Genomic DNA, 25,973 nt, shown 5'->3' with positions numbered 1-25,973 from the left:
CGTGAGGGTGTTCGGATGGTCTCGACTTATCTCAACTATAATATCGTTTCCCGCAATCTCACCCAATCGCTGACGCGGGTATCGCAACAAGCCACCGTCTCCCGGGATACGACCTATTACAAAGAGAACATCGGCAAGGTGAAAACCGTCGATGATCTCCTGAATGACTATCGGCTCTATACTTATGCAACGACGGCCTATGGTCTGGAGGACATGGCCTATGCCAAGGCCTTCCTGCGCAAGGTGCTGGAAAGCGATCTCTCTGACGCCAATAGTTTTGCCAACAAGCTGAGCGACAAACGCTACCGGGATTTCGCAGCGGCCTTCGCCTTCGGGACCACCACCAGCAGCAGCAACACCGCCCAGTCCGAGAACCAGGCCGACGACATGATCGGTCTGTACACGGCCGTAGCGCAGCGCGGGGTTGATGCCATCGACGCGAACAAGAACTACTACAATCTCACGATCGGAAAGATCACCAACGTCAATGGCCTGCTCGCCGACGACAAGCTGCGCGATTATGTTTTCTCGGCCTTCGGCATCGACAAGAATAGCTGGTCCCACGACACGATCAGCCAGGTACTGAGCAGCGATCCGTCCGATCCGAACAGCTATGTCAATTCCGTTTGGGTGTCGCAGAAGAGCGACATCAATGCGAATATCGCCAAGGCCCAGGCAGCCATGCTCGATGCTGCCAGCAAGATCGACACATACATGGCGGCATTGAAACAGCCGGGCGCCGATATGGCCGATCTGCGCCAGAAGATCGAACTGGAGCGCGCGCGCGGATCGATGAATGAGGTCAGCATCCTCAGCTATAGGGATGCGCTCGAGACCATCGACAGCTATGTGGCGCTTGCCGGCGCTTTCGAATTCTCGTCCGACGGCACATTGCCCACCGGAACGTCCGCCCAGACAGCCGCGCAGCTAAGCGATACCCATGCCAAATATATCAACAGCCAGGGCGCGACCTATCTCGCAGCGGACGAAAAGTACGCGGCATCGCTGATCAAGCAGTATCGCGCCGGCCTCGCCAAGGTGACCACAGTCGATGCCTTTCTCAAGACGCCAACCGTCTATAATTTTGCTCTGAAATCATTTGGCCTCGATCCCGAAGAGGTTTCGCCGACAATCATCAAGAACGTGCTCAAGAGTGATCCGGACGATCCGAAGAGTTACGTGAACAAGCTGCACGACGACCGATACGTGCAGCTCGCTCGGGCATTCAATTTCGACAGCAGCGGCAATATCACGACGCCCGTGGTGGCGCAGGACGCGGCTGAAGTCACCCAGGTGATGAAGGACTACATCATCGCCAAGACACGCTTCACGAAGGACGAGGAACAGGCCGAGCTGCGCAAGGCGGCCGACAAGGACGCGGTCTACTATCAGAAGAACATCGCCAATATCGAGAGCGTGAAGGATCTGCTTGCCGACAGGAAGCTCATCGACATCGCGCTCGTCGCCAAGGACCTCGACCCCGCCAAGGTGACCACCGCCGATCTGCGCAAGATGTTCGATTCCGACCTGAATGACCCGAAGAGCTTCGTCAACACGCAGAAGGATCCGCGTTTCGCGGAGCTGGTGGCCTCGTTCAATTTCGCCGACGACGGCGAGATCGCGCGGCTACCGAAATTCGGGCCGCAGACCCGCGACCAGTTCATGGAAACCCAACACAAATATCTGCAGCAGACGCTGGAGACGCAGCAGGGCGAAAGCAATCCCGGCGTGCGGCTCGCCCTCTACTTCGAGCGCAAGGCGCCGAGCATCACCTCGGCCTATGACCTGCTTGCAGACAAGGCGCTGTCGGAAGTGTTCCGCACCATCTTCAGCCTGCCGGATGAGGTCGGCGCGATGGACATCGATCGGCAGGCCAAGGTGGTGGAGAAACACCTCAATCTGAAGGACCTCGCCGATCCCGCCAAGCTGGCCAAACTGCTGAACCGTTTCTCGGCGCTGTATGACATCAAGAACAGCACCAGCGCCGCATCTTCCCCCCTCGTCACCCTGTTTCAGGGCGGTGGCCGCCTGAGCGACTCGACCTTTGCGGCAGTGGCCAAAACGGCGCGGTGACGGGATCACGCGCTGATACGCGACGAGGCTGTAGGGCGTCATTCGCCCTACAACCTCATTCAAAAGCTTCGCTGATGCCCTTGCCAGGCCGCGTGACAAGGTCTTCGTCCGGCTTCGGCAATGGATTGGCCAGATCGCGAAACTTGTTGGTGATCGGATAGCGGCGATCCCTGCCAAAGTTCTTCCGCGTCACTTTCACGCCCGGTGCCGCCTGTCGGCGCTTGTATTCGGCGATGTTGAGCAGCCGATCGATGCGCGTCACGACGTCCTTCTCAAAGCCGGCCGCGACGATCTCCGACAGCGGTTCCTCGCGCTCGACGAGGCGTTCAAGAATGCTGTCGAGGATATCGTAAGGAGGTAGCGAGTCCTGATCGGTCTGGTTCTCGCGCAGTTCCGCGGTCGGCGGTCGCACGATGATATTGACCGGGATCACCTCGCCATCGGGGCCGAGCGCGCCTTCGGGTTTCCAAGAATTGCGCAGGGTCGAGATGCGGAACACCTGGGTCTTGTAGAGATCCTTGATGGGATTGAAGCCGCCATTCATGTCGCCATACAGCGTGGCATAACCGACCGACATTTCCGACTTGTTGCCGGTGGTGACAACCATGGCGCCGGTCTTGTTGGAAACCGCCATCAACAGCGTGCCGCGGGTACGCGCCTGAAGATTCTCTTCGGTGATATCGCGTTCGAGACCCTTGAACGTGTTAGCTAGAATCTTCTCGAAACCGTTCACGGCGTCGGCAATCGGCAGAATCTCGTAGCGGAAGCCGAGCGCCTTCGCGAGCTTGTCGGCATCGTCGAGCGACACCTGCGCGGTGTAGCGGAATGGCAGCATGATCCCACGCACGCGGTCGGCGCCAAGCGCATCCACGGCAATCGCGGCGCAGAGCGCAGAGTCGATACCGCCGGAGATGCCCATCAGCACGCCGGGGAAGCCGTTCTTGTTGACGTAATCGCGCAGGCCGAGCACGCAGGCGGCATAATCACCCTCGTCGCCTTCCGGCACTGGTGCGATCGGCCCCTTGCAGCGCCAGTGGCCCTCAATCTTCTCGAAGGTCAGCGTCGTGATGCTCTCGGCGAAGGACGGCAATTGCGCACCGAGCGAGCGGTCGGCATTGAGCACAAAGCTCGCGCCGTCGAACACCAGTTCGTCTTGGCCGCCGACCTGATTGAGATAGACCATCGGCAGATGGCTCTCGGTGACGCGGGCGACCTGCACCGACAAGCGCAGATCCGTCTTGCCGCGGGCATAGGGCGAACCGTTCGGAACGATCAGTATTTCAGCACCGGTCTCGGTCAGCGTCTCGACCACGTCCTCGTAATCGGCCGACTCCTCCATCCAGGTATCTTCGCAAATCGGCACACCGACGCGTAGGCCGCGGATGGTAACGGGTCCCGAGACCGAGCCGCGCGCAAAGACGCGCTTCTCGTCGAACACGCCGTAATTCGGCAGATTGACCTTGTAGCGGATTGCCGCAATGCGACCGGCGTCGAGCAGCGCGCAGGCATTGTAGAGCTTGCCGCCATCGACCCAGGGCGAGCCGATCAGCACGGCCGGTCCGCCATCCGCGGTCTCGCGGGCGAGCTCCTCGACGGCCGCGCGGCAGGCCGCCTGAAAGGCCGGTTTCAGCACCAGATCTTCCGGTGGGTAGCCGGCGATGAACAATTCAGGAAACACGATCAGCGTCGCGCCGTCGGCCTTGGCCTGCGCCCGCGCGGCGCGCGCCTTGGCGGCATTGCCGGTGATGTCACCGACAATGGGATTGAGCTGGGCGAGCGTGACGGTGAAGCGAGTCAATTCTGTCATGGAAACATCCAATCCTACCGGCCCACCCTACGCAACTGCGGGATTAGAAGATGCCTATGCGCTCACCGAGCGCATACAGCCAAGTCATGCCGGCGATCACCAGCGCGACGCCGACGGCCGCCGAGCCCATGTCCTTCACACGCCCGATCTGCGGATCGTGGTCGGTGGTGAGCCGGTCGGCGAGCTTCTCGATAGCGGTGTTGAGGAGTTCGACGGTGAGCAACAGCAGAACCACCGCCACCAGCTCGAGCCGGCGCACTGCAGTGGTACCGACAAGAAATGACAGCGGCACCGCGAGGAGTAGCGCAAACAGCTCCTCGCGAATGGCCTGTTCCGATCGCGTCGCGAAGGTCAGGCCATTCCAGGTGTTGATGGTGGCCCGCCAGAGGCGCGACAAGTCAGAGACCCGATGCCACCGGCAGCGGCTCCGCCCTGTCGACGCGGGACGTCTTCAGCAGTTCGGCGATCAGAAACGCCATGTCGATGGACTGCTCGGCGTTCAGACGCGGATCACAGACCGTGTGATAGCGGTCATTGAGGTCCTCGTCGGTGATCGCGCGGGCGCCGCCGGTGCATTCGGTGACGTTCTGGCCGGTCATCTCCAGATGCACGCCGCCGGCATGGGTGCCTTCGGCCGCATGAATCTGGAAGAACGACTTCACCTCGGAGAGGATGCGGTCGAACGGGCGGGTCTTGTAGCCTGAGTTCGACGTGATCGTGTTGCCGTGCATCGGATCGCACGACCACACCACCGAGCGCCCTTCCTTCTGCACCGCACGGATGAAGCCCGGCAGATGCTCGCCGATCTTCTCGTGGCCGAAGCGGTTGATTAGCGTCAGGCGGCCGGGCTCGTTGTCCGGATTGAGGACGTCGATCAACTTCAGCAGTTCGTCCGGCTTCAGCGACGGGCCGCACTTCAGGCCGATCGGGTTCTTGATGCCGCGGAAATATTCCACGTGGGCGTGATCGAGCTGCCGCGTACGGTCGCCGATCCAGATCATGTGGCCGGAGGTCGCGTACCAATCGCCCGTCGTGGAATCGACGCGCGTGAAGGCCTGCTCGTAACCGAGCAACAGCGCTTCATGGCTGGTGTAGAAATCCGTCGAGCGCAGCTCCGGATGGCTTTCCAGATTGAGGCCGCAGGCGCGCATGAAGTTCAGCGCGTCCGAGATGCGGTCGGCCAGTTCCTTGTAACGGCGCGACTGCTGCGAATCCTTCAGGAAGCCGAGCATCCACTGATGCACGCTGCCGAGATTGGCGAAGCCGCCCGATGCGAAGGCGCGCAGCAGGTTCAGCGTCGCCGCCGACTGGCGATAAGCCATCAGCTGGCGCTGCGGATCGGGCACGCGGGATTCCGCCGTGAAGGCGATGTCATTGATGATGTCGCCGCGATAGCTCGGCAGCTCGACGCCGCCCAGCTTCTCCATCGGCGACGATCGCGGCTTGGCGAACTGGCCGGCGATACGGCCAACCTTCACCACCGGCAGCGCGCCGGCATAGGTCAGCACCACCGACATCTGCAGGAAGGCGCGGAAGAAATCGCGGATATTGTTGGCGCCGTGTTCGGCAAAGCTCTCGGCGCAATCGCCGCCCTGCAGGAGGAAAGCCTCACCCTTGGCCACGCGGGCGAGCTGCTTCTTCAGATTGCGGGCCTCACCCGCAAAAACCAGCGGCGGAAACGTAGCAAGCTGTGCCTCGACATCGCCAAGGGCCTTCTGATCCGGGTATTCCGGCATTTGCAGCACGGGCTTGCCGCGCCAGCTATCGGGCGTCCACCGCTCGGACATGAAAATCACTCCTGAAAACCGCGCTTTATGGCTGCGGAGGCCGCGTTATACACAGCACAGATGGGGATCGCCAGTTCGAAATCCACATTGCGCCCCAAGCCCTTGCAGCCAAAGCCGAATTCGCATTTGCTAGGCTGAGGTAAGGGTCTTGTGGGACACCATGGGAGAAAATTGCGGTGTCGGAGGCTGCACTGGACGACGCTTTTGCCGATGACATTACCTTCCAGGCGACCGACGGCTATTCGTTGGGCGCGACGCTGTACCTGCCCCGTGGCGCCCGAACCCACGCGGTCCTGATCAATTCGGCCACCGCCGTTCCCCGCAAGATCTACAGGGGCTTCGCCAGCTACCTCGCTAGCCGCGGCTGCGCCGTACTGACCTATGACTATCGCGGTACCGGGGATTCGCGGCCCAAGGCCGATCCCCTGTCCGGCCGCTCGAACGCGCTCGTCGGTTTCAAGGCATCCATGACCGATTGGGCTGCGCTCGATGTCACCGCCGCGGTGAACTGGATGCGCGAGCGCTACAAGACGGTGCCACTTGCCTTTGTCGGTCACTCCTTCGGCGGTCAGGCGCTCGGCCTGATCCCCAACAATTCCGAAGTGTCGCGCGCCCTACTCATCGCGGCACAGGCCGGCACCTGGCGGCTGATGACGCCGCCGGAGGGCTACCGCATCTACGCACTCATGAAATTTGTCGGCGCGCCGCTGGCGCGCTTCATCGGCTATGCGCCCGGCAGGATCGGGCTCGGCTACGATCTGCCACGCGACGTGTTTCTGGAATGGGCCCAATGGGTGACCAGCGACCGCTATTTCTTCGACGACAGCAAGCTCAGGGCCCTCGTGAATTTTCCGCGCTATCGCGGCGAGATGCGGGCCTTGAGCTTTTCGGACGATCCATGGGCCACACGCGCCGCCGTCGAAATGCTCTGCGCGGGCTTCACGTCAATCAAGGCCGAAATCGACAGCATCCGCCCTATCGAAGCCGGCTCGAAGAAGATCGGGCACTTCGGATTCTTCCGGCCAGAACACCGCGACACGCTGTGGCGCGGTGCCGCCGAATGGATCCAGATGCAAGACTGACTATTCCGCGGCTTCGCGCACGTAGCGCGCGGTCGGCGTGCGCATCGTCACCAGTTCCTCAGCCGCACTCGGATGCACGGCCACCGTGGCATCGAAGTCAGCCTTGGTGGCCTTCAGCTTCACGCAAATGCCCAGCACCTGGATGAGTTCGGCCGCTTCCGGTCCAACGATGTGGCAACCGACCACGATATCGGTCGCGCCATCGACCACCAGCTTCATCAGCACGCGGCTTTCGCTGCCGGAAATGGTCGATTTGATCGACCGAAAATTCGTCTTGTAGATATCGACGTGGCTGAAGGTGGCGCGGGCTTCCGTCTCAGTCATGCCGACCGTGCCAACTTCCGGCTGGGTGAACACCGCGGTCGGGATATTGCTGTGATCGACCTTCACTGTTTTCTTGCCAAACACCGTATCGGCAAAGGCGTGGCCTTCGCGGATCGCCACCGGAGTGAGGTTGACGCGATTGGTGACGTCACCGACCGCGTAGATATGCGGCACATTGGTCTGCGAGAATTCATTGACGATGATGCCGCCATGGGCGGGCTTGAGCGCAACGCCCGCCTTCTCGAGGCCGAGATTGGCGGTGTTCGGATTGCGCCCGATCGCAAACAACACCTGATCGGACGCGATGCTTGCGCCGCTGGACAGATGCGTCGTGAATTCGTGCCGGTGCTTCTCGACCCTGGTCACCGTGCAGCCGGTGAGGATGGTGATGCCATCCTTCTCCATCTCGCTGCGAACATGCGCCCGCACGTCCTCATCGAAGCCACGCAGGATGTTGTCACCGCGATAGACCACCGTCACGTCGGAGCCCAATCCTGCAAAGATGCAGGCGAATTCGAGCGCGATATAACCGCCGCCCTGGATCACGATGCGCCTCGGCAGTTCGGGCAGATGAAACACCTCGTTGGAGGAGATCACATGCTCGATGCCGGGAATGGCAGGCCCATGATTAGGCGCGCCGCCCGTGGCGATCAGGATATGCTTGGCGCGAACCGTCTCGCCGGTGCCGAGCCGCAGCGTGTGCGGATCCTCGAACACCGCGCGGGTCTTGACCGTGGTGGCTCCGGTCTTCTCCACATTGGACTGATAGATGCCTTCGAGCCGGGCGATCTCCTTGTCCTTGTTGGCGATGAAGGTCGACCAGTCGAATGTTGCCGTCGGAATGGTCCATCCAAAGCCGGCGGCATCGTCGATCTCGCGCTGGACGTGCGAGGCATAGACCATCAGCTTCTTCGGTACGCAGCCGCGGATCACGCAGGTGCCGCCGAAGCGATATTCCTCGGCCACCATGACCTTCGCGCCGTAACCGGCAGCGATACGGGCGGCGCGCACGCCGCCTGAACCGCCACCAATGACAAACAGATCGACGTCGATATCAGCCATGATCGCTCCGAACTGCGGACCGAGGCCCGGGATGACGGGCCTCAGCTTGCGCCCTAGATTTCCTTGCCACGCTTGCGCATTTCAGCGCGGAACAGGCCGTTGACCTGCTCCGAAAACTGCTGCGCCCACTGCTGCATATAGGTCATGCTGGCGGAAATCGACTGGGGCTCCTGCACCAGAAGTTTCTGGCCGAGCGGCGACTTGTAGAAGGTCGCAAGATCTTTCAACTCCGCCTCGGTGAAGTCGCTGGCATAGATCTTCGCCATCTGCTCGGTGATCTCCTTGTCGCGCCCGGCCATCGTCTGCGCGATGGTGATGGCGACCTCGTTGAGATCCTTCTGATAGTTCAGATTGCTCTGCAGCAGCGAATCCTTGACGCGCTGAACCATGTTCGGCACGGCGTTAGCGTACATCGCACTGGCGTTCTTCATCGCCAGAATTTCCTTCGCGTAACCGATCGCGGCAGGCGACGCCGGCTTGATCGGCCGGGCCTGCCCTTCCGGAGTCGCCTGCTGCGCGGAGACCGGCAGCGCGATCACTGCAACGCTGAGCGCGAGACCAGCGGACAGCAGCATGTGCGAGAGCTTCTTCATTCCAATTCTCCTTGATTGCGCCGTTACGGGCGCTCGAAAACGCGAATTCCCTGCGATCCTGCCAGCATGGCGGTGCTAGCCAGACCGATAAACAAACCGTGCTCGACCACACCCGGAATGGCGCCGAGCAGGCCAGCCAGGCGGGGCGCATCGGTGATGGTCCCGAGCCGGGCGTCGATGATCCAGTGGCCACCATCGGTGACGAAAGCATGACCGTCCTTGCCGCTGCGAATGGCCATTTCGCCAGACAGGCCGCACTTGGCGAACACATCGGTAATCGCGCGGCGCGTGGCCGACAGGCCGAACGGGATCACTTCCACGGGCAGCGGGAAACGGCCTAGGGTCGGCACCCATTTGGAATCGTCGGCGATGACAATCATGCGATCGGATGCCGCCGCCACGATCTTCTCGCGCAACAATGCGCCGCCGCCGCCCTTGATGAGATTGAGCGCCGGATCGACTTCGTCCGCACCGTCCACCGTGAGATCGAGCCGATCGACCTCGTCGAGTGTGGTCAGCGGCACGCCGCAACGTTCGGCATCGGCCCGTGTGGCTTCGGATGTCGGAACGCCAATGACCTTGAGACCGCCCGCCACGCGCTCACCCAGCAGTTCGACAAAATGCTTCGCCGTCGATCCTGTGCCGAGCCCGAGCTTCATGCCGTCACGGACGTGTTCGAGTGCCTTTGCGGCAGCCTGTCGTTTCAGCTCGTCCATGGTCATCGGCGCGGCGGTCCTTGCAGTTCAAAAAACGGTCCCGCGGACGGGATGCGCCGCATATCTAGCGACGTTTGGCGGCAAGGAACAGGGCGAAGGACGTGCATTCCCGGGGAATGCAGGCCTGCATTCCCCGGGAATGCCAGATCGCATCCGGGACCCCTTGCGGTATCGGCCGATGACCGGTAGCGATCCCATATGATCGATGCTCCCCCCGCTCCCCTCGTCGTTTTCGACCTCGACGGCACCCTCGTCGATACCGCCCCCGACCTCATCAGCGCGCTGAATCACGTGCTCCATCAGGAGGGGCTGGCCCCCGTCCCGCTGGAATCCGCGCGGAAAATGATCGGCCAGGGCGCGCGGCGCCTGATCGAACGTGGGCTGGAGCTCGAAGGGCGCGAAATGAGCCCGGATGAGGTCACACGCCTGACCCACAACTTCATCGATTATTACGCAGAGCATATCGCCGACGCGTCCCGGCCTTTCGAGGGCCTGATCGCGGCGCTCGACGATATGGCCGAGCGTGGTTACCGCTTCGCGGTCTGCACCAACAAGCTGGAATGGCTGTCGAAGCTGCTGCTCGAAAAGCTGGAGCTGACCAACCGATTCGCGGCGATCTGCGGCGCCGACACGTTCGGCGTCTCGAAGCCAGATCCGGTCATCCTGCAGCAAACGGTAGCGCGTGCCGGTGGCGCGATGTCGTCCGTTGTCATGGTCGGCGATGCAGGCCCCGATGTCGGTGTGGCGCGGCGGGCCAATGTCCCGGTGATCGGCGTTACATTTGGCTATACCGATGTCCCGATTATCGAGCTCAAGCCCGACATCGTGATCGACCATTTCCGCGATCTACCAGCGAATGTCGACTGCCTGTTGCTCCGACGCCCCGCCTAGCCTGTTCACATAATTGAGTTTCTCAGGTTGTCGGGCAATTTCGTTAACCATCAATTAACTATAAGCGGCCTGCGTGTTGCGTCATATGTACGACGCTCCTATGGTTGTCCGGGGATGGCGGCTAGCCGCAAAACGTGACGGATATACCCATGCGTAGAGTAATAGTTTTGGCAGCGGCAGGCTTGAGCCTGGCCGGTTGCAGTTCGTTCTCCATGGACGCATTCAAGTCGGCGCCGGAACCGGTTACCGTGCAGTTCGACTCGGTTCCGCCCGGCGCAGAGGTGGTCACGTCGATTGGCCCGAGCTGCAAGACCCCGTGCTCGCTGCCTCTGGCAACGGAAACCGGGTTCAGCGCAACCTTCACCCTCGCCAAGTTCCAGCCGATGACAGTTCCGGTGACCGTCACCCGCGTCCCCGGCGATTTCACCTCGCCGGCACGGACTACGGTTGATCCGAGCCCGGTCGTCGCCGAATTGCAGCCCGCAACGCCGCCGCGCCGCGCCCGCAAGGCTGCCAAGCGTGCAGCAGCGCCTGCCGCGGCCCCGGCCGCCGCAGCTGCGGCGGGCTCGCCGTTCCCCGCCCCGCGCTGATCCACCAAACATATACGTTGGCGTGATTGTGCCAGCTGCAACCCGTGACTAGATTGAACGTGCGGCGTTTTTCGCCGCGCGAGCAATCCATGTTTTGCAGTCAGGCATCTGAATGACCGTTTCCGAGTTGAGCCCTGCCCTGGCCTCCTCTGCCATGACCGATCCGTTCGGCCGGCGGATCAGCTATCTGCGTGTCTCGGTGACCGACCGCTGCGATCTGCGCTGCTTCTACTGCATGTCGGAAGACATGACGTTCCTGCCCAAGGCCGATCTGCTGACGCTGGAAGAACTCGATCGGCTCTGTTCCGCGTTCATCGCCAAGGGCGTCACCAAGCTGCGGCTCACTGGCGGCGAACCGCTTGTCCGGCGCAATGTCATGGGCCTCGTGCGTTCGCTGTCGCGCCACCTCAAGACTGGCGCTCTGAAAGAGCTGACGCTGACCACCAACGGCTCGCTGTTGTCCAAATATGCCGATGAACTCGTCGATTGCGGTGTGAAACGCATCAACGTCTCCCTGGATACGCTCGATCCCGCGAAATTCCGCACCATCACGCGCTGGGGCGATATCAACAAGGTATTGGCCGGCATCGATGCCGCACAGGCAGCGGGCCTCGCCGTGAAGATCAATGCCGTCGCCTTAAAGAACATGAATGAGGACGAAATCCCCTCATTGATCGAATGGGCTCACGGCCGCGACATGGCACTGACCTTGATCGAAGTGATGCCGATGGGCGATATCGGCGAAGGCCGTATCGACCAGTATGTGCCGCTGTCGCTGCTGCGCACGCGGCTTGCCGGTCAGTTCACGATGACGGATCTGCCGGACGACACCGGCGGTCCCGCCCGCTATGTCCGCGTTGCCGAAACTGGCGGCAAGATCGGCTTCATCACGCCGATGACCCATAATTTCTGCGAGTCCTGCAACCGCGTCCGCATCACCTGCACCGGCACGATCCACACCTGCCTCGGCCACGAGGATGCCTCCGACCTGCGCAAGCCGCTGCGGGCTTCCGCCGACAACGACCTCCTGAACGCCACGATCGACCGCGCCATCGGCCTGAAGCCGAAAGGGCACGATTTCATCATCGATCGCCGCCACAACCGGCCGAGCGTCAGCCGGCATATGAGCGTCACCGGCGGATAGCTGGTCCCGTTGGATTTCGTCGCCCTGAGGCGCGTAACAACGTTCCAATACCGGCACCGATTCCGACCGGATGGGCGCAATATTCCCCCTGAATTTCGCCTAACTTCCAATTGACGGCAGCGTGACACGCTGAAATGGTGCCGGCGCTTCGCTGCCCCGGCTGAAAAAGCCCCATGCACCAACGGCATGGCTGAATGGGGAGCAAGTTCGGGAGGGACTCGGGTTGCAATCACTGCTGGCCATAAGCCGTAAGATCGACGCCTTCAACACGTGGGTTGGGCGCTGGCTGTCCTGGCTGATCGTCGTCGCCGTGGTTGTCTCGGCCGCCAATGCGATCATCCGCAAGGTCTTCGACGTTTCTTCCAATTCATTTCTCGAATTGCAGTGGGTGCTGTTCAGCGTCGTCTTCATGCTGTGCTCGCCATGGACACTGCTCAGCAACGAACACATCCGGATCGACATCATCAACCATTCGCTGCCGCTGAAGTTGCGCGGTTGGATCGACATGCTCGGTCATCTGCTGTTTCTGATGCCGTTCACGCTGATCCTGCTGTTCTGGTCCGTGCCGTTTTTCATCACGTCCTATCGCCAGAACGAGCAATCGTTCAGCGCCGGCGGCCTGCCGCAATGGCCGGCCAAGTCGCTGATCATGATCATGTGCGCGATGCTGTTCGTTCAGGGTATTTCCGAAATCATCAAGCGTGCGGCGATGATGCGCGGCGTCATTCCTGATTCCAACGCCAATGCCATCAGCGCACAAAGGGCCGCCGAGCTCGAGGCCGAGCGTCTGGTGATGAACATAGCCGGCGACAAGCCGTGATTTCCGTTTTTTCCATCTCTAACTTCTTTGCAGCGAAAGACGCCTGAATGACCGCTATGTTCATCCACTACATGGCGCCCATCATGTTTGCGTCGCTGGTGATCTTCCTGCTGCTGGGCTACCCGGTGGCGTTTTCGCTTGCCGCCAACGGATTGATCTTCGCTTTCATCGGTATCGAACTCGGCCTGTTCCGCCCCGACTTCCTGCAGGCGCTACCGGAACGCGTCTATGGCGTGATGAACAACGAGACGCTGCTGGCGATCCCGTTCTTCACCTTCATGGGGCTCATTCTCGAACGATCCGGCATGGCCGAGGATCTGCTCGAAACCATCGGACAGCTGTTCGGCAGCATCCGCGGCGGCATCGCCTATGCGGTCGTGTTCGTCGGCGCGCTGCTTGCGGCAACCACCGGCGTCGTCGCTGCTTCCGTGATCTCGATGGGCTTGATTTCACTGCCGATCATGCTGCGCTACGGCTATGACCGCCGTGTCGCTACCGGCATCATCGCTGCATCCGGTACACTGGCTCAGATCATTCCGCCTTCGCTGGTTCTGATCGTGATGGCCGATCAGCTCGGCCGCTCCGTCGGCGACATGTATGAAGGAGCGTTCATTCCCGGCATCGTGCTGTCGCTGATGTATGCACTCTATATCTTCCTCGTCACCGTGTTCGCACCGAACGCTGCCCCCGGGCTGCCACTCGAAGCGCAGACGTTGCGTGAAGTGGAGACTGCGAAGCATCCGGTGATCCTGCCGCTGGCGGCGGTCTCGGCCGCGGCGACCGCGTATTTCTTCGTCGTACATCTCGGCCTGTTCGACTGGACTTCCCCACTATTCGACAAGATCGGCCTCGGCAGAGCGGTTCTCGAAGGCTTCTGGTTCGTCATCCTGCTCGGCGTGCTGTTCAAGCCATTCATCGGCATCATCCGTACCATGACTCTGTCGCTGTTCCTGACACTAGTCTGCGCCACGACCATCGGCCTCATCGCGATGCGCTTTACTGAGGTGAAAGCCGGTGCCGACTACGTCGTGTTGACCATGTCGATCACCGTCGGCGTCTCGTTCGTGCTCGCTGTGCTCAATCGCTTCCTGCGCCTGAAGCTGCTCTCGAAGCTCGCCGAGCAGGTTGTGTTCGTAATGGTGCCACCGCTCGGGCTGATCTTCCTCGTGCTCGGCACCATCTTCATCGGCGTCGCCACCCCGACCGAAGGCGGCGCGATGGGCGCAGCAGGCGCCGTGATCCTTGCCGTGATGAAGGGCCGTCTTACCTTCGGTCTGACGCGTCAGGCCGCAGAAGCCACTGCGAAGCTTTCAGCCTTCGTCGTGCTGATCCTGGTCGGCGCCCGCGTATTCTCCCTCACCTTCTACGGCGTCGATGGCCATCGCTGGGTCGAAGAGCTGCTGGTGTCGCTGCCAGGCGGCCAGGTTGGCTTCCTGATCTTCGTGAATGCCTTCGTCTTCGTGCTGGCCTTCTTCCTCGACTTCTTCGAGCTCGCCTTCATCGTCATCCCGCTGCTCGGACCCGCGGCCGAAAAACTCGGCATCGACCTGATCTGGTTCGGCGTGATGATGGGCGTAAATATGCAGACCTCGTTCATGCATCCGCCGTTCGGCTTCGCGCTGTTCTATCTGCGCTCGGTGGCGCCGAAGGAATCCTATATCGACAGGGTCAGTGGCAAGCGCATGGAGCCGGTTACCACCGGTCAGATCTATTGGGGTTCAGTGCCGTTCGTGATCATCCAGGTGATCATGGTCGGCCTCGTGATCGCCTTCCCGTCGATGGTCATGCACTACAAGGGCGCGGCCTCGGACATCGACTCCAGCAAGATCGACATCCAGATTCCGCAGATGGACGCGCCGCCGCTGGACTTCGGGCCACCGAAGTAACGGGAAAGTCGGGCCTAGCCGTCGAACACCACTTCGGCTTCGCCCAGCCCCTCGAACCGGACGGTGCAACGATCGCCCGGTTTGAAGAACGGCAGCCCGGTCCAGCTGCCTGTTGTGACGATCTGGCCGACTTTCACGCCGCCACCTGCGCGCATCATGTTCGCCAGTGCGACAGCGCCTGCGATGGGATCGTCGGTGGGATGGCCACCCTTGCGTTCGATCCGGGTTTCACCATTCACGATGAAAGTCATCTGCAGGTTCGGCAGATCGAGCTGCGACCAGTCGGCAAGTTCCGGTCCGGTGACCAGCCCACCATTGATCCCGCAATCGGCAAGCTGCTCGAGCTTTGGCCGGCTCAGCGGCTCGCGAAAACGACTGGAGACCACCTCGATCACCGGAAGCACCGCGACAGCCTTTGCGATCTCGTCGCGCGTATAAGGTGCGGCACGCGCTGGCAGATCGCGGGTAAAACGGAAGGCAACCTCACCTTCGACGCCCAGATGCGGGACTTCCGCCACCGAAATATGCGCCGGACTCGAACGAATCATTCGGGCTTCGATCAGACCACGTGTCGGTTCGCCCTCGGGCGGTGCGCCAGCCTTGAAGGCGCCAATGGGTAGTCCAACGAGAGCAGCAACGCGATCCTGAATTTCGTGCGCTTCAGCAACCGAAGATGGCGTGACCGGCAGCACTTCGATCTGCACTCCACTCCGACGCGCCTCGGCGAGGATTTCGGCAGCGACGGCAATTTCGGCTTCGGTCATCGGGCATCTCTCAACGCAAGAGCTTCGTGGGATCGCGAGACTTAACCGATTTCCGCCCCGAGCAATACCGCGCGGCACGCGTGCACGCTCCAACAAAAAGCCCGACCTTCTCGCGAAGGCCGGGCTTCCTGTTTTAATCGAGACTTGCGGTCACCCGCGGGTACGCGAGCGGATCATGAAGCTGTCGAAGGTGTATTCGGCGACCTGCCACCACAGATACTCGTCCGAACGATAGGCCTGCATCGCGTCGATCGACTTCTTGAAGTCGGCGTTCTTCGCCGAGGTTTCTGCCCAGAGTTCGTTGGTCGCCTTGAGGCAGGCGTCCAGTACTTCGTTGGTGAACGGACGCAGCTGCGTGCCGCCGGCAACCAGCTGCTTCAAAGCAGCCGGGTTCTGCATGTCGTAACGAGCGGCCATCCAGCTGTTGGCATTGGCGCAGGCATTGGTGAGGATCGCCTGATAGTTCTTCGGCAGCGCATTGTACTTCTCGAGGTTGGTGAAGGCGTGCACCGTCGGGCCACCCTCCCAGAAACCTGGATAGTAGTAATACTTTGCCACCTTCTGGAAGCCGAGCTTCTGATCGTCATAGGGACCGACCCACTCAGCAGCGTCGATGGTGCCCTTTTCAAGCGACGGATAGATGTCACCGCCCGCGAGCTGCTGCGGCACGACGCCGACCTTCTGCAGCACCTGACCAGCGATGCCGCCGATACGCATCTTGAGGCCGTTGAGATCGGCAACGGTCTTGATCTCCTTGCGGAACCAGCCGCCCATCTGGGTGCCGGTATTGCCGCAGGGATGGCCGATGACGCCGAACTTCTTGAAGAACTCGTTGCCGAGCTGTTCGCCGCCGCCCTGATACCACCAGGAGTTCTGCTGACGTGCATTCAGACCAAATGGGACCGACGCATAGATCGCGAAGGTCGGATCCTTGCCGACATAGTAGTAGGACACGGTGTGGCACATTTCGACGGTGCCGTTGGAGGTCGCGTCGAGCGCCTGCAGACCGGGGACCAGTTCACCAGCCGCAAAGACCTGGATCTGGAATTTGTTGTCGGTCATTTCGGCGACCTGCTTCGCCATCATCTCGGCGCCGCCATAGATGGTGTCGAGCGACTTCGGGAAGCTGGATGCGAGGCGCCACTTGATCTCGGGCGCGGACTGCGCGATCGCCGGCGAGGCAACGGCGGCCACTGCGGCACCGGCCGTCGAAACCTTCAAAAACTCACGACGCTTCATTCAAGCTCTCCTTTTTGCGGGCGTTTCCCCTGGAATTCTTTTGAGCGTGTTCAACGGCAAATCGTCGCGCGATTCAGCCGAAGACGCTCTGGTGCAGAGGCTGTCTAACACGGTTATTCGGCCGCGGAAAACACGACGAACGTCGTTGCCAGCCCAATTGAACGAAAGTTCTATGCGACATCTCGGCCCCGGCCACCGGCCACCTTACGCAGCCGCAATAGCGCCCTGCAACCGGTCGCGGATCTGCGTGCCGATGGCCCGGTAGATCGCCGCATGCGGTCCATTGGGCTCGCTGACGACCACCGGCGTGCCCGCATCCGACATGGCGCGGATAGACATATGCAACGGCACTTCGCCAAGGAATGGCACCTTGAGCCGCTCGGCCTCGTGACGGGCGCCGCCATGGCCGAAAATGTCCGATCGCGTGCCGCATTCCGGGCACTGGAAATAGCTCATATTCTCGATGATCCCGAGCACGGGCACGTTGACCTTGGTGAACATCGCAAGGCCTCGCCGCGCATCAATCAGCGCCAGATCCTGCGGCGTCGAGACGATCACGGCGCCCTTCAGGGGCACATTCTGCGCCAACGTGAGCTGCGCGTCGCCGGTGCCCGGCGGCATGTCGACGACAAGGACGTCAAGCGTGCCCCAGGCGACGTCGCGCAGCATCTGGGTGATCGCCGACATCACCATCGGCCCACGCCAGATCATCGCGGTCTCTTCCTCGACCAGGAAGCCGATCGACATGATCGACAGGCCGAAGCGCTCGATCGGAATCATCTTCCTGTTGTCGTCGAGAACAGGCTTTTCATTGATGCCGGTCAGCCGCGGCACCGAGGGGCCGTAGATATCGGCGTCCAGCAAACCGACCTTCAGGCCGAGATCGCGCAGACCCAGAGCCAGATTGAGCGCGGTGGTCGATTTGCCGACGCCGCCCTTCCCCGAAGCCACGGCGATGATCGCCTTCACACCCGGAATTTCGGCCTGCTTCGACATCGCTGACGTCGCGCCGGGCGGCTGGTGCGGGCGATGCGCCGAGATCGGCTGAACACCGCCGCCTTGCGGACCATGCGCATGTCCGCCGGGGCCATGGGAATGCCCTGCGTGGTCGTGGCGCTGCGACGCAGCCGGCGCGCTGCCGGGCGCGCGCTCGGCGGTCAGCGCAACCATTGCACCGGTGACACCAGGGATTGCCCGCACCGCGGCTTCCGCCTGCGCGCGCACGCTTTCCCAGGCGCGCGCTTCGGCGGCATCCACATTGATCGAAAACAGCACCTTGCCGTCGGTCACGACGATCTCGGACAACACATTGGCATGGATCAACGGCACACCGCGCGGCGATGTCACCTTGGCCAGACCATCCAGAACCTGCTGCTGCGAAACGCTCAATGCGTGTCTCCCGATCGACGGATAATGCGAACCGCACAGATAGAGAACTTCCGCCCTAAGTCCATGCCGTTTCTAGGATATGTTGAGAATTTCGGGGTTGCTCTGGCACAAGACCGGCAGCAGATTTTCTTTCGCAACGCACCATAAGCGGCTGCAGCCATGAGTGGTAACGGGGGCTTTGCCGCGTCCTGTGCAGCGACTATGCTGGCGCTCCTCATCACCAGCGATCTCGTCGCCAAAAAACATCAGGCGGCGCCCTCACTTCCCCAATCTCTGACGTTCGGCAGCAAAGCCGACAGCATCCAAAGGGTACGGACATGGCCAAAGTTGCATTCATCGGTCTCGGCGTCATGGGTTTCCCCATGGCCGGTCACCTTGCCACCAAGGGCGGCCACGAGGTCACCGTCTACAACCGCAACGCAGCCAAGGCCAAAGCGTGGGTGGAGAAGTTCGGCGGCAAGTCTGCACCGACCCCGAAAGCGGCTGCTGAGGGCCAGGACTTCGTGATGTGCTGCGTCGGCAATGACGACGACCTGCGTTCGGTCACCACCGGCGCTGACGGCGCATTCAGCGGCATGACCAAGGGCGCGATCTTTGTCGATCACACCACTGCCTCAGCCGAAGTCGCTCGAGAACTCGATGCCGCTGCGACCAAGACCGGCTTCCACTTCATCGACGCGCCGGTGTCCGGCGGCCAGGCTGGTGCCGAAAACGGCGCCCTGACCGTGATGTGCGGCGGCGACGCCAAAGTCTATGCCAAGGTCGAGCCGATCATCACGGCCTATGCCAAGATGCAGAAGCTGCTCGGCCCCGCGGGTTCCGGCCAGCTCACCAAGATGGTCAACCAGATCTGCATCGCCGGTCTCGTCGAGGCGCTGTCCGAAGGCATTCATTTCGCCAAGAAGGCCGGTCTCGATGTGAATGCGGTGGTCGAGGTGATCTCCAAGGGCGCCGCGCAATCGTGGCAGATGGAGAACCGCTACAAGACCATGAACGATGGAAAATTCGACTTCGGCTTCGCTGTCGAATGGATGCGCAAGGACCTCTCGATCTGCCTCGCCGAGGCCCGCCGCAACGGCGCGAGCCTGCCGGTCACGGCCACTGTCGATCAATTTTACGGCGAGGTCGAAGCGCTCGGCGGCAAGCGCTGGGACACTTCAAGTCTCTTGGCAAGATTGCCCAAGTAACCATCTAGGTTTCCTGAATAAATCACGGCGGAGCGGTGCCCGACAGGCGCCCTCCGCCGATACCATTTTTATCGAATATTAACCGGATTACTTCGTTCTTTAAGGCACCTCTTAATGATTGTGCGGCACAGATAGAGTCTGTGAAAAACCGCCCGCGTTTGCGTGCAGGATTTGTGTACGAGTGATGAGTGAGCCCGCCGCCAGGCCCGAGGTCGTCCAGCTTCCGGCTGAACCGCCCGTCGCTGTTCCGCCGCGCAATCGCCGGGCGGCGCAGCAGCGGGTGCGCGAAGCGCGCGACCGGCTGACCTCGACATCGGGAACACGCCCCGCTTTCGATCGCGAACTGCTCCGCCAATACGCCCAGACCCGCCTCTCCGCCTCGCTCGTTGTCACGCTGCTGGTGGTCGGAACAGGCATCCTGTTCGGGTTCTGGATGCAGCCGCTGCCGGCCGCCGCATGGTCTTGCGGCATGCTGTGCATTCACGCGGTGATCCTGCGCGCCTGCAATCGCTATCTGGCGGAAACACCGACACCCAACAGCACGCATAAATGGCGGCTGCGCTTTATCTTTCTCGACCTGCTCTACGGCCTGTCGTGGACGGTGATCCTGGTGCATCCGACCGGCGTCGACGTCGTCTCCAATTCGCTGATGATGTTCCTGATGCTGCTGGTGGTCGCGGTCTCCAGCATGCTCGCCGCGAGCCTGCCGATTGCCGCCTTTGCCGCCACCGCGCCGGTAACGCTCGGCGTCGCGCTGAGCTTCATCCTGCGTGGCACCTTCGACAATTACGTGCTGGCCGTTCTGGCTGTCGCCGCCGAAGGCTATTTCGCACTGCTGGCGCAACGCCTGCATTCGACCACACTGGCGACGCTGGAAGCCCGCGCCGAGAAGGACGCGCTGATCGGCGAACTCGAACAGGCCAAGGCAATCTCCGACGAAGCGCGCCACCGCGCCGAAGCCGCCAACGTCGCCAAGTCGCGCTTCCTCGCGCAGATGAGCCATGAATTGCGTACACCGCTGAACGCCATTCTCGGCTTCTCGGAAGTGATGAAGAGCGAAATCTTCGGCGGCCATGCCGTGCCGGTCTACAAGGACTATTCCGCGGACATCCATAATTCCGGCGTGCATCTGCTGAATCTGATCAACGAGATCCTCGACCTGTCGCGTATCGAGGCTGGCCGCTACGAGCTCAACGAAGAAGCCGTCTCGCTCGTGCATGTCGTCGCGGACTGCCATCACCTCCTGAAGCTGCGCGCATCGAGCCGCGGCATCACCATCCACGAAGTATTCGAACACGGCATGCCGCGCGTTTGGGGCGACGAGCGCGCCTGCCGCCAGATCGTACTCAACCTGCTGTCGAACGCGATCAAGTTCACCCCGCAGAGCGGCGAGATCTGGCTCAAGGTCGGCTGGACGGCATCCGGCGGGCAGTATCTGAGCTGCAAGGACACCGGTTCGGGCATCGCCGAAGAAGAGATTCCGATCGTGCTGGCGTCGTTCGGTCAGGGATCGAACTCGATCAAATCTGCCGAACAGGGCGCGGGTCTCGGTCTGCCGATCGCCAAGAGCCTGATCGACATGCATGGCGGCACCTTCACGCTGAAATCGAAGCTGCGGGTCGGCACCGAAGTGATCATCACCTTCCCGCCTGAACGCGTGATGTCGGCGCTCGCGCCGATGACGCCCGACGCGCCGCCGTTGCAGCCGAATTACGAGATGAACGTCGCCGATGAAAAACGCCGGCCGCGCAACAAGCCGATCATGAATGCAGGAACCGGGCTATAGAACATGATCCCGAAAAGTGGATGCCGGTTTTCGGACCAGATCATGCTCACAACGAAAATTTCGACGCTTGCGCAAGCAAGCCGATCCGCTTCAATATTACGGGATGAGCAAAGAAACACCGTGTATCGCAGTCTGCTTCATCGATCCCAAGACCAAGCTCTGCCTCGGCTGCGGGCGTACGCTGCCCGAGATCGCGCGCTGGGGAAAGATGGACAGCGCGGAGCGTATGGGCACGATGGCACTGCTTCCGGCGCGCATGGCCGAGGCCGGGCTGGAGCCTTCGTCGACCTACACCGCAAGGAAGACATCCGCGACCACCTGAGAGGCTCGCCATGAGCCGGGTCTTTCTTCTCGTCATCGTCATTGTCGCAACTGCGGGCGCCGCCCTCGCCTATGGTGATCCCAAGCAGATCTCCAAGGCCGGCAATCTCGTCACAGAAATTTTGCGCAAGCAGAGCCCACCGCCATTGCGGCTGGTCGACGTCCCGCGCGGCAATACCGGCGAGTTCGGACTTGAGGCCAAGATCAACGGCGTCAAGACAGCCATGGTGATCGATACCGGCGCGACCTCGGTGGTGTTGACTTATGAGACCGCCAAGGCCGCGGGTCTGCCGCTCGAATTGCTCGATTACAATGTCGACGTCGAGACTGCGGGCGGCCGCACCAAGGCGGCGCGATTGACACTAGATCGTCTGGCCATCGGCAAACTGGTGGAACGTTCAGTGCCGGCACTGGTGGTGCCGCGCGGCCAGATGAAGACCAACCTGCTTGGCATGAGCTTTCTCGACCGCCTGGAAAGCTGGGAAGTCCGCGCCGACAAACTAATGCTGCGCGGTTATCCGTAACCAGACTAGGCCGCTTCCGACACAGCCGGTTCATCCTGGACCAGTGCGATGGCATCGCGCAGCACCTGAATGCCAGCGCCGTGCTTGACGCCGTTCTCCGCAAGATGGCGCCGGAACGCGCGCGCCCCGCGCACCGCATGGAAGGCGCCAACAAAATGCCGGGTGATCGAGTGCAGCCGCGTGCCCTGCGCGAGCTGATCCTCGATATAGGGCATCATCGCCTCAAACGCGTCTTTCATCGTCGCATGAGGTGCCGGCTCGCCGAACAATTCGGGATCGACCGACAGCAAACGCCAAGGCTCCTGATAGGCCGCGCGGCCGAGCATCGCGCCGTCCACATGCGTGAGATGAGCAGCGGCTTCGGTGACACCGACGATACCGCCATTGATGACGATCGGCACATTGGGCATCGCCGCCTTCAGCCGGTAGACGCGGTCATAATTCAGCGGAGGAATGTTGCGGTTCTCTTTCGGCGACAGGCCGTTGAGCCAGGCCTTGCGCGCATGCACGATCAGGCCGTCGGCGCCGGCGGCGACCACCGCGCGCGCCAGCGTATCGAGCGCGACTTCAGGATCCTGATCGTCGATGCCGATGCGGCACTTCACGGTGACCGGCACATCCACCGCCTGCTTCATCGCGGCCACACCGCGCGCCACCAGATCGGGCTCCGCCATCAGACACGCCCCGAAGCGTCCGTCCTTTACACGATCCGAGGGACAACCGACATTGATGTTGATTTCGTCATAGCCGAAATCCGCACCGATCTTCGCAGCCTCTGCGAGGTGCGCGGGCTCTGAACCACCGAGCTGCAGCGCCACCGGATGTTCACTGGCGTCGAAGCCAAGCAGCCGCGCCCGGTCGCCATGGATCACGGCGCCCGTCGTCAGCATCTCCGTATAGAGCCGCGCGCGCTTCGACAGCAGACGATGGAAGACGCGGCAATGCCGGTCAGTCCAGTCCATCATGGGCGCGATGGAGAAACGATAGTCTTGCGATTTCAATGAATTAACCTATGCCCTCAATGGGATGAAACACAAATACGTACACTCTAAACTAGCCGAATTTGCGCAGGTTTGTACCTGTTTTGACCTCTCGGTGCACATATCGCGCGCGCTAAAATCGGAGTGCACGCGCATGGCGACCTTCACTCAACTGGTATCTGGAACCTAGCGCCTCCAGGTCCGACGGCGGCATGCTCCGACATCGTCGACATTTTAGACCGCCCGTGGATATCTGGTGCGAGAGCCAGCCTTGTTGCACGGCGGAGCGTCGACGATTTTATCGCGAAGAATATTGAGCGAATGAAGAGCGTGTCTTCATTCAGTAGGCGAGCAGACGCGGCGTTGCATTTGAAAGACTGAGTTACCGGCGACAGCTTCTCATGCGGACGATTTGCGCGATGCGCTTGTTACATCACAGCGCCGATTTGCCACGGCACGAATTCGAGATCGCCATAACCCAAATCCTCCGATTTGGTGTGGGCGCCTGAAGCAACCTGCAGAATCTGATCGAGGATCTCCTGCCCTTTAGCCTCGATCGACGTTCCATCAAGCACGTCGCCGCAATTGATATCCATATCGTCGGCCATGTTCCGATACATTTCGCTGTTCGTGGCGAGCTTGATGGAAGGTGTCGGCTTGCAGCCAAAGGCCGACCCCCGGCCGGTGGTGAAGCACATCACGTTGCACCCGCCGGCAACCTGACCGGTCGCGCCGACTGGATCGTAGCCGGGGGTGTCCATGAAAACGAACCCCTTCTCCTTGATCGGTTCGGCATATCCGTAGATTGCACGCAACGCTGTCGTGCCGCCTTTGGCAGCAGCGCCCAGCGATTTCTCCAGAATTGTCGTGAGTCCACCGGCCTTGTTGCCTGGCGAGGGATTGTTATTCAACTGGCCACCATTGCGGCTGGCGTATTCTTCCCACCAGCGAATCCGCTCAATGAGCTTCTCTCCGACGGAGCGGCTGACCGCACGGCGCGTCAACAGATGCTCCGCACCATAAATTTCCGGAGTTTCAGCAAGCACTGCCGTCCCTCCATGCTTGACCAACTGGTCGACCGCAGCTCCCAACGCAGGATTAGCGGTAATGCCCGAATATCCGTCCGAACCGCCACACTGGAGGGCCAGGACGATTTCAGACGCTGGCCGCGTCTCGCGCTTGGCGCGCGCAGCAACCGGCAGCATTGCCCGAATGCGTTCGACACCCTGATCGATGGCTTTCCTGGTTCCGCCAGACGCCTGAATTGTCATGGTCTGGAAGTGATCGCCTTCCACCAGGCCATATTCTTCTTTCATACGATCGATCTGAAAGACTTCGCAACCAAGGCCGACCATCAGCGCGGCGCCGAGATTGGGGTGGGTCGCGTAACCCCATTGGGTACGGCGGAGCAAATCCCAGCCCTCCCCATAGGATGCCATCCCACACCCGGTGCCATGCACAAACGCCACGGCGCCATCGATCTCGGGATAGTCATCAAGCAGTCCGGAGCGATTGACCTCTTCGGCAATGAATTTCGCCGTCGTTGCCGAACAATTCACGGAGGTCAGGATGCCAATATAGTTTCGCGTTCCGGTTCTTCCGTTTGGTCGCACATAACCTTCAAAGGTTGCACGCAGCTCGGGCGGCAATACTTGCGAGATTTTAGCTCCCTCGGCAAACTGATAGTCGCGCGCGAAGTCATGCATGACGACGTTATGCTCGTGCACCCAGTCGCCGGGCACGATGTCTGTCGATGCGAAACCAATGATCTGGCCGCACTTCCGCACCGGCTCGCCTTTATGGATGGCGGCGGTGGCCATCTTGTGCCCCCGTGGTATTCGCTGCTGTGCGACCAGATTGGCAAGGCCGGTACCGAGAAGGATTTGATCGACGGCGACAATCACATTGTCGTCGGACGATAAACGGATCGTTCGTGGCGTGCTCATTGGTGAGTTCTCATTTCGGTCAAATCAAGTCAAACAGTAGCCTGGCGTAAATGATCAACCGACTTCAACAGCGTCTTGCGTGCCGTCTGCAGATGGGTCCGGCATTTTGCGTCGATGGCATCCAGATCGCGGCTGCGCAACGCTGCGATATATGCGAGGTGCTCGTGCAAGGCGACATAGTTACGTTCTTTTTCGTCGGCCTTATTCCACTGGTAGTGGTAATGGAAGATCATCGATATCACGTCGTAGAAGTTCAAGACGAAGCGGTTCTGCGAGGCGTCATGAACCAGGCGATGAAGCCGTTCGTCGAGCCGCGAGAACTCCCGGTATCGTTCATCGATGTTTCCCAGCAGGTGACGATGTTCTCGCTCGATCGCGTCGAGTTCGGACCAGGCCGCAGCGTCCGGCGGGAGTTCGGCAAAACGATGCGCCGAGCGGAGTTCGAACATCTCGCGGATCTCGTAGATCTCCATCGCAAAATCAGTCGTGATCCCCTTGAACACCCACGCGCTGTTAGGACGGCGCTCCAACAGGCCAAAGTGATTGAAGTGCGTGAGATGTTCGCGGATAGCGGAGGTTGATGTCGAGAACTGACGGGCCAGTTCGGCGCAGTTGATGAGCTCTCCCGGGCGAAAATCGCCCTGCAGAATCCACTCCATGAACCGGCGCCCGACGATATCGCTGACGGACTCGGTCTGCGCTTCGGGAAAGTAATCGTCTGCCACCGGTGAACGCACGAGATGTCTGCGGCTGCCGTCGCGGTGAATGATATTGGCATTGGCGAGAGAGGACAGCACGGCGCGCACTGTCGTGCGACTGACATCGAGAGCCTGCGCCAGTTCGAGTTCTGAACGGAGATGCGTACCAAGTTCGTGCTTCGCGAGCATATTCAAGCAGCGGTTGTGGGCGCGTTTGAAGACAGCGTTACTCTTCATTCTTGCGATCGATCCTCAGTAGCAAAAAAGCTATTCGACGCTTTCAGTTTTTTACAGATAAAAAACAATTTGACGAAGTGCCAGCCCTTAAAGATTCATGGCGCCACAAAAAAGTTCGAGGAAACAC

Annotated in this window: 23 protein-coding genes; 11 read left to right on the top strand and 12 right to left on the bottom strand. The window is 61.0% G+C overall.

What is annotated here, in order from left to right:
• The first annotated feature begins 15 nt into the window (after positions 1-15).
• Positions 16-2,073, top strand: coding sequence for a DUF1217 domain-containing protein (locus AB8A27_RS07775; protein ID WP_441241427.1), 2,058 nt, complete (start codon positions 16-18; stop codon positions 2,071-2,073).
• A 55-nt stretch (positions 2,074-2,128) separates the two neighbouring features.
• On the opposite strand, the gene AB8A27_RS07770 is transcribed toward AB8A27_RS07775, so the two are convergent.
• The 3 genes from AB8A27_RS07770 to AB8A27_RS07760 are packed head-to-tail and all read right to left on the bottom strand — an operon-like array spanning position 2,129 to position 5,667.
• Complete coding sequence (locus AB8A27_RS07770) at positions 2,129-3,880, bottom strand: NAD+ synthase (RefSeq protein WP_441241426.1); 1,752 nt, start codon at positions 3,878-3,880, stop codon at positions 2,129-2,131.
• Positions 3,881-3,923: 43 nt separating this feature from the next.
• Positions 3,924-4,277, bottom strand: a complete 354-nt coding sequence (locus AB8A27_RS07765) for a diacylglycerol kinase (RefSeq protein ID WP_441241425.1) — start codon at positions 4,275-4,277, stop codon at positions 3,924-3,926.
• 1 nt (position 4,278) lies between these two features.
• Positions 4,279-5,667: a class II 3-deoxy-7-phosphoheptulonate synthase gene (locus tag AB8A27_RS07760; RefSeq protein WP_441241424.1), complete on the bottom strand. Its 1,389-nt coding sequence runs from the start codon at positions 5,665-5,667 to the stop codon at positions 4,279-4,281.
• A gap of 176 nt (positions 5,668-5,843) precedes the next feature.
• On the opposite strand from AB8A27_RS07760, the gene AB8A27_RS07755 reads away from it, so the two are divergent.
• Positions 5,844-6,749: an alpha/beta hydrolase family protein gene (locus AB8A27_RS07755; RefSeq protein ID WP_441241423.1), complete on the top strand. Its 906-nt coding sequence runs from the start codon at positions 5,844-5,846 to the stop codon at positions 6,747-6,749.
• Here the strand turns inward: AB8A27_RS07755 and gor are convergent, their stop codons facing one another.
• Genes gor through rpiA form a run of 3 tightly spaced genes read right to left on the bottom strand, consistent with a single transcriptional unit; the run spans position 6,750 to position 9,450 of the window.
• Positions 6,750-8,135: a glutathione-disulfide reductase gene (gor, locus tag AB8A27_RS07750; protein ID WP_441241422.1), complete on the bottom strand. Its 1,386-nt coding sequence runs from the start codon at positions 8,133-8,135 to the stop codon at positions 6,750-6,752.
• Between the two features lie 53 nt (positions 8,136-8,188).
• On the bottom strand, positions 8,189-8,728 hold the full coding sequence (locus tag AB8A27_RS07745) for a DUF2059 domain-containing protein (protein ID WP_441241421.1): 540 nt from the start codon (positions 8,726-8,728) through the stop codon (positions 8,189-8,191).
• Positions 8,729-8,751: 23 nt separating this feature from the next.
• Positions 8,752-9,450, bottom strand: a complete 699-nt coding sequence (gene rpiA, locus AB8A27_RS07740; RefSeq protein WP_441241420.1) for a ribose-5-phosphate isomerase RpiA — start codon at positions 9,448-9,450, stop codon at positions 8,752-8,754.
• Positions 9,451-9,642: 192 nt separating this feature from the next.
• On the opposite strand from rpiA, the gene AB8A27_RS07735 reads away from it, so the two are divergent.
• The 5 genes from AB8A27_RS07735 (at position 9,643) to AB8A27_RS07715 (ending at position 14,775) form a co-directional block, all read left to right on the top strand.
• On the top strand, positions 9,643-10,335 hold the full coding sequence (locus AB8A27_RS07735; RefSeq protein ID WP_441241419.1) for an HAD-IA family hydrolase: 693 nt from the start codon (positions 9,643-9,645) through the stop codon (positions 10,333-10,335).
• Between the two features lie 149 nt (positions 10,336-10,484).
• Complete coding sequence (locus AB8A27_RS07730; protein WP_092151446.1) at positions 10,485-10,925, top strand: hypothetical protein; 441 nt, start codon at positions 10,485-10,487, stop codon at positions 10,923-10,925.
• Positions 10,926-11,037: 112 nt separating this feature from the next.
• Entirely contained in the window at positions 11,038-12,069 is a 1,032-nt protein-coding gene (gene moaA / locus AB8A27_RS07725; protein WP_441241418.1) for a GTP 3',8-cyclase MoaA, read from the top strand.
• 223 nt (positions 12,070-12,292) lie between these two features.
• The gene (locus AB8A27_RS07720) at positions 12,293-12,889 is read left to right on the top strand and encodes a TRAP transporter small permease subunit (RefSeq protein ID WP_441241417.1); all 597 of its coding nucleotides are present in this window, start codon (positions 12,293-12,295) and stop codon (positions 12,887-12,889) included.
• A 47-nt stretch (positions 12,890-12,936) separates the two neighbouring features.
• On the top strand, positions 12,937-14,775 hold the full coding sequence (locus AB8A27_RS07715) for a TRAP transporter large permease (RefSeq protein ID WP_441241416.1): 1,839 nt from the start codon (positions 12,937-12,939) through the stop codon (positions 14,773-14,775).
• Positions 14,776-14,789: 14 nt separating this feature from the next.
• Here AB8A27_RS07715 and AB8A27_RS07710 read toward each other — a convergent pair whose 3' ends face one another.
• The 3 genes from AB8A27_RS07710 to apbC form a co-directional block, all read right to left on the bottom strand.
• A complete protein-coding gene (locus AB8A27_RS07710) occupies positions 14,790-15,539 on the bottom strand; it encodes a 2-keto-4-pentenoate hydratase (protein WP_441241415.1) in 750 nt (249 codons plus the stop codon).
• 150 nt (positions 15,540-15,689) lie between these two features.
• Positions 15,690-16,778, bottom strand: coding sequence for a TRAP transporter substrate-binding protein (locus AB8A27_RS07705; RefSeq protein ID WP_441241414.1), 1,089 nt, complete (start codon positions 16,776-16,778; stop codon positions 15,690-15,692).
• A 204-nt stretch (positions 16,779-16,982) separates the two neighbouring features.
• Positions 16,983-18,167: an iron-sulfur cluster carrier protein ApbC gene (gene apbC / locus AB8A27_RS07700; RefSeq protein ID WP_441241413.1), complete on the bottom strand. Its 1,185-nt coding sequence runs from the start codon at positions 18,165-18,167 to the stop codon at positions 16,983-16,985.
• A 317-nt stretch (positions 18,168-18,484) separates the two neighbouring features.
• Here apbC and AB8A27_RS07695 point away from each other — a divergent pair, with 317 nt between their 5' ends.
• The 4 genes from AB8A27_RS07695 (at position 18,485) to AB8A27_RS07680 (ending at position 21,985) form a co-directional block, all read left to right on the top strand.
• The gene (locus AB8A27_RS07695; RefSeq protein ID WP_441241412.1) at positions 18,485-19,354 is read left to right on the top strand and encodes an NAD(P)-dependent oxidoreductase; all 870 of its coding nucleotides are present in this window, start codon (positions 18,485-18,487) and stop codon (positions 19,352-19,354) included.
• 184 nt (positions 19,355-19,538) lie between these two features.
• Complete coding sequence (locus tag AB8A27_RS07690; protein ID WP_441241411.1) at positions 19,539-21,140, top strand: sensor histidine kinase; 1,602 nt, start codon at positions 19,539-19,541, stop codon at positions 21,138-21,140.
• 103 nt (positions 21,141-21,243) lie between these two features.
• Positions 21,244-21,462 carry a DUF1289 domain-containing protein gene (locus AB8A27_RS07685; RefSeq protein ID WP_092151628.1) on the top strand — a complete coding sequence of 73 codons (219 nt, stop codon included), beginning with the start codon at positions 21,244-21,246 and terminating at the stop codon, positions 21,460-21,462.
• Between the two features lie 10 nt (positions 21,463-21,472).
• The gene (locus tag AB8A27_RS07680; protein WP_441241410.1) at positions 21,473-21,985 is read left to right on the top strand and encodes a TIGR02281 family clan AA aspartic protease; all 513 of its coding nucleotides are present in this window, start codon (positions 21,473-21,475) and stop codon (positions 21,983-21,985) included.
• Positions 21,986-21,990: 5 nt separating this feature from the next.
• Here the strand turns inward: AB8A27_RS07680 and dusA are convergent, their stop codons facing one another.
• The 3 genes from dusA to AB8A27_RS07665 form a co-directional block, all read right to left on the bottom strand.
• On the bottom strand, positions 21,991-22,986 hold the full coding sequence (dusA, locus tag AB8A27_RS07675) for a tRNA dihydrouridine(20/20a) synthase DusA (RefSeq protein WP_441241409.1): 996 nt from the start codon (positions 22,984-22,986) through the stop codon (positions 21,991-21,993).
• A 407-nt stretch (positions 22,987-23,393) separates the two neighbouring features.
• The gene (locus AB8A27_RS07670; protein ID WP_441241408.1) at positions 23,394-24,911 is read right to left on the bottom strand and encodes a UxaA family hydrolase; all 1,518 of its coding nucleotides are present in this window, start codon (positions 24,909-24,911) and stop codon (positions 23,394-23,396) included.
• Between the two features lie 29 nt (positions 24,912-24,940).
• Positions 24,941-25,846, bottom strand: coding sequence for a GntR family transcriptional regulator (locus AB8A27_RS07665; protein WP_441241407.1), 906 nt, complete (start codon positions 25,844-25,846; stop codon positions 24,941-24,943).
• Positions 25,847-25,973 lie beyond the last annotated feature (127 nt).

The sequence above is a fragment of the Tardiphaga sp. 768_D3_N2_1 genome (genome assembly GCF_052076105.1).
Taxonomy (GTDB): domain Bacteria; phylum Pseudomonadota; class Alphaproteobacteria; order Rhizobiales; family Xanthobacteraceae; genus Tardiphaga.
Note: the sequence above shows the minus strand (reverse complement) of the source record. Positions and strands in the feature narration are given on the sequence as shown.